This is a genomic window from Roseisolibacter sp. H3M3-2 (assembly GCF_029211165.1).
GTDB lineage: Bacteria > Gemmatimonadota > Gemmatimonadetes > Gemmatimonadales > Gemmatimonadaceae > Roseisolibacter.
The window spans coordinates 1-3,616 of sequence record NZ_JARGEK010000436.1 but is presented as its reverse complement, the minus strand read 5'-3'; the positions used below and the strand labels follow the sequence as shown (position 1 = coordinate 3,616).

Below are 3,616 nucleotides of genomic sequence, written 5' to 3'. Positions count from 1 at the left end.
TGACGCTCACCGACGCCGAGCGCGCGGCGCGGCTCCAGGCGCTCGCCGCCGCGCCCGACGCGCCGCCGCCGCTGCGGCACCTGCTCGTGCACGACGACCGCGGCGGCGCGCTGCTGCTCCCCGTCGAGGAGGTCGCGCTCGCCCGCGCGGAGCGGAACTACGTCGTGCTGCACGCCGCGCGCGGGACCTTCCGCGTGCGCGGCACCATCGGCGAGCTCGCGCTGCGCCTCGACCCGACGCGGTTCCTGCGCGCCAACCGCTCCGACGTCGTGCGCCTCGACGCCATCGCCGAGCTGCAGCCGTGGTCGCACGGCGACTACCGCATCGTGCTGCGCGACGGCTCGGCGCTGCTGTGGAGCCGCCGGTTCCGCGCCGACCAGGGGAACGCCTTCGAGCTGGGGTGAGCGACGCGCGCGGTCGAGGAGACCGCGGCCCTTCTCGACAGCAGACAGGATTGACAGGAAACCGGGGGAAAGACTGGAGGCTCTAGTCTTTCCCCCGGTTTCCTGTCAATCCTGTCTGAAGCTCTTGCTACGGCAGCGCGAACACCACGATCTCGTCCGACTTCCCGAACGCGTCCCCGTCGCCCCCCGCCGCGACCGCGACGTACTGCCGCCCGCGCGCCGCGTACGTCATCGGCGTCGCCTTCGCCCCCGCGGGGAGCTCGGCGCTCCACAGCTCGCGCCCCGTCTCGACGTCGAACGCGCGCAGCCGCCGGTCGAGCGTCGCGCCGACGAACACGAGCCCCCCGGCCGTCACGATCGGCCCGCCGAGGTTGGGCGAGCCGAGCCCGCGCAGCGAGTCGGGGAGCGCGCCGACGGCCGCGCCGGCGCGTCCCACCGTCGCCTCGCCGCGGCCGCGCGACGGCGCCATCGCGACCGGCGTCCCGAGCGGCACGCGCCACGCGATCGTCCCCCGCGCGACGTCCACCGCGACCAGCGCGCCGAACGGCGGCGGCGAGCACGGCACCCCCTTGGGCGACAGCAGCAGCTTGCGCCGTATCCCGTACGGCGTGCCGCGCATCGCGGCGTACTCCCACCCGTCCTCGCGCGGCTCGCTCATGCGCGCGCGCGGGATCAGCTGCACCACCGCCGCGATCGTGTTCACCGGCACGACCGCCAGCTGCCGCCCCTCGTCGAACGCCAGCCCGCCCCAGTGCGCGCCCCCGATGTTCGACGGCACCGCCAGCGTCCCGCGCTCGCTCGGCGGGGTGAAGACCCCCTCGTGGCGCAGCGCCGCGATCTGCGCGCGGCAGGCGGCGCGGTCCGCGTCGTCGGCGCCGAACGCCTCGTCGGGCGTCAGCCGGTGCGGCGACAGCGGGGGCAGCGTCGAGAAGGGCTGCGTCGGCCACGCCTCCTCCCCGGCCGCGTCGCTCGCCGGCACCGGGCGCTCCTCGACGGGCACGAGCGGCGCCCCCGTCTCGCGGTCGAGCACGAACAGCATCCCCGTCTTCGTCGCCTGCAGCACCGCGTCGACGCGCCGCCCGCCGCGCCGCACCGTGGCCAGCAGCGGCGGCGACGCGTTGTCGTAGTCCCACAGGTCGTGGTGCACGGTCTGGAACGACCACGCGACCTCGCCGGTGCGCGCGCGCAGCGCGACGAGCGCGTTGGCGTGGCGGTTGGTCCCGAGGCGCGCGCCGCCGTGGTAGTCCGGGCTCGGGCTCCCCGTCGGCACGAACACCAGCCCGCGCCGCGCGTCGGCCGCGATCACGCTCCACGCGTTCGCGCCCCCGGTGCGCGTGGCGTCGCCGCCGGGCGCGCGCCACCCCTGCCGCCGCGCCTCCGCGCTGTCGGGCGGCACGGGGTGGAACGTCCACCGCAGCGCCCCGGTGCGCGCGTCGAAGCCGCGCACCTCCCCGCTCGGCATGTCGGTGCGCCCGTTGTCGGCGATCGCCGAGCCGACCACGATGACCCCCGCGACCACCGCCGGCGGCGACGTCTGCTCGTAGTCCTCGAACTCGCCGGGCGCGATGCGCAGCCCCTGCCGCAGGTCCACCTGCCCGCCGTCGCCGAACCCCGGGCACGTCGCGCCGTCGCGCGCGTCCACCGCCAGCAGCCGCGCGTCGACCGAGGCGAGGATGATGCGCGCCCGGCACCGCGCCCCCGGCGCCGCCGCCGAGTCGACCCAGTAGCTGACGCCGCGGTTCGCGAAGTCGCCGAACGACGCCGCGCGCGGCACGCCGGCGTTGAAGCGCCAGCGCTCCTTCCCCGTCGCCGCGTCGAGCGCGAAGACGCGGCCGAGCGGCGTCGAGACGTACATCGTCCCGTCGACCACGAGCGGCGTCGCCTCGAGCGAGACGCGGCGCGCGCCCGTGGCCCACTGCGGCGCCGTCTCCCCCGTGCGGAAGCGCCACGCGACGCGGAGGCGCCCCACGTTCTCGCGCGTCACCTGCCGCAGCGGCGACGACCGCGCGCCCCCCGGGTCGCGCCCGTAGCTGCGCCAGTCGGCGTCGGGCAGCTGCGCGGACAGCATGGTCGGGACGAGCAACAGGAGAATGGTGCGCATGGACGGCGGTCCTTTGCGAAGAGCTCTCGACAGGATTGACAGGAAACCGGGGGAGAGACTCCAGCCTCCAGTCCTTCCCCCGTTTCCTGTCAATCCTGTCTCCCGCCGTTGCCCGTGCCGAGCCTTCGGGGACCAGCGGGACAGCACGGGGACGAACCCGCCGCCGTGTCATCGCGCGGTCAGGACGGCTACAGGAGACCTTTCGCGCGCGGCGGCGCCTCAGGTGCATGCAAGCGGTGAGCGGCGAGGGGGTCCCGCGTGGCGAGACAGATCGTCTCGCACACGGAGCCCGCTCGACGCTCGACGCTCACCGCTCGACGCTCCTACCGGAGCTCCCCGTACAGCCCCTCGTACAGCGCGCGCCCGCGCAGCACGATCCGCACGTAGTCGCGCGTCTCCTCGAACGGGATGCGCTCCACGAACAGCTCCGGGTCCTCGCTCCCGGCCGCGGCGCGCCACCGGCGGACGCGCGAGCCCCCCGCGTTGTACGCCGCCAGCGCGTAGGCCGGGTCGGGCCACGCCTGCAGCGCGGCGCGCAGGTGGCGCATCCCGAGCGCGAGGTTGACCGCGGGGTCGTGCAGCCGCTCGACGCTCCACGGGCCGTGCGCCGCGGCGTCGCGCGCCGAGTACAGCGAGCGGCCGACGGCGGGCATGAGCTGCATCAGCCCGCGCGCGCCCGCGGGCGACACGGCGTCGGCGGTGAAGTTCGACTCCTGCTTCACCAGCGCGGCCGCGAGCGCGGGCTCGACGCCCTGCGCCGCCGCCTCCCGCCGCAGCGCCTCGCCGTAGAGCAGCGGGTTGAGCAGCCGGTACGTCGCCGCCACGCGCGGCGCGCCCGCCGCCACCGCCTGCTGCGCGAGCCGGATCGACGGCCCGGGGCGCCCCCCCTCCTGCAACGCCGCCGCCGCGCCGAGCTGGCGGGGGACCGAGCCCTCGGCCCACCGCGCGAGCCAGTCGCGCTCGTACCCCGCCTCGGGCCCGAGGCCCAACCGCTCGAGCACCGCGGCGCGCCGCGCGGTCGAGGCGGCGGTCGCGCGCTCGTCCGCGGCGGCGGCCGGCAGCGTCCCCTCGGGCGGCGGCCACAAGTCGGAGGCCAAGCGGTCTTAGGAAG

The 3,616-nt window shown here is 76.6% G+C and carries 3 protein-coding genes; 1 reads left to right on the top strand and 2 read right to left on the bottom strand.

What is annotated here, in order from left to right:
* Positions 1 to 404, top strand: a 404-nt coding sequence (locus tag PYV61_RS22545) for a LytTR family DNA-binding domain-containing protein (protein WP_275835915.1), incomplete at its 5' end; no start/stop codon positions are given.
* 127 nt (positions 405 to 531) lie between these two features.
* Here PYV61_RS22545 and PYV61_RS22540 read toward each other — a convergent pair.
* Both PYV61_RS22540 and PYV61_RS22535 read right to left on the bottom strand, forming a co-directional pair.
* Complete coding sequence (locus PYV61_RS22540) at positions 532 to 2,505, bottom strand: pyrroloquinoline quinone-dependent dehydrogenase (RefSeq protein ID WP_275835913.1); 1,974 nt, start codon at positions 2,503 to 2,505, stop codon at positions 532 to 534.
* Positions 2,506 to 2,828: 323 nt separating this feature from the next.
* A complete protein-coding gene (locus PYV61_RS22535) occupies positions 2,829 to 3,602 on the bottom strand; it encodes a lytic transglycosylase domain-containing protein (protein WP_275835911.1) in 774 nt (257 codons plus the stop codon).
* Between the last annotated feature and the right edge of the window lie 14 nt (positions 3,603 to 3,616).

Coding starts and splice junctions, on each gene's coding strand:
- PYV61_RS22540 (WP_275835913.1), bottom strand. CDS start 2,505: ATGCGCACCATTCTCCTGTTGCTCGTCCCGACCATGCTGTCCGCGCAG.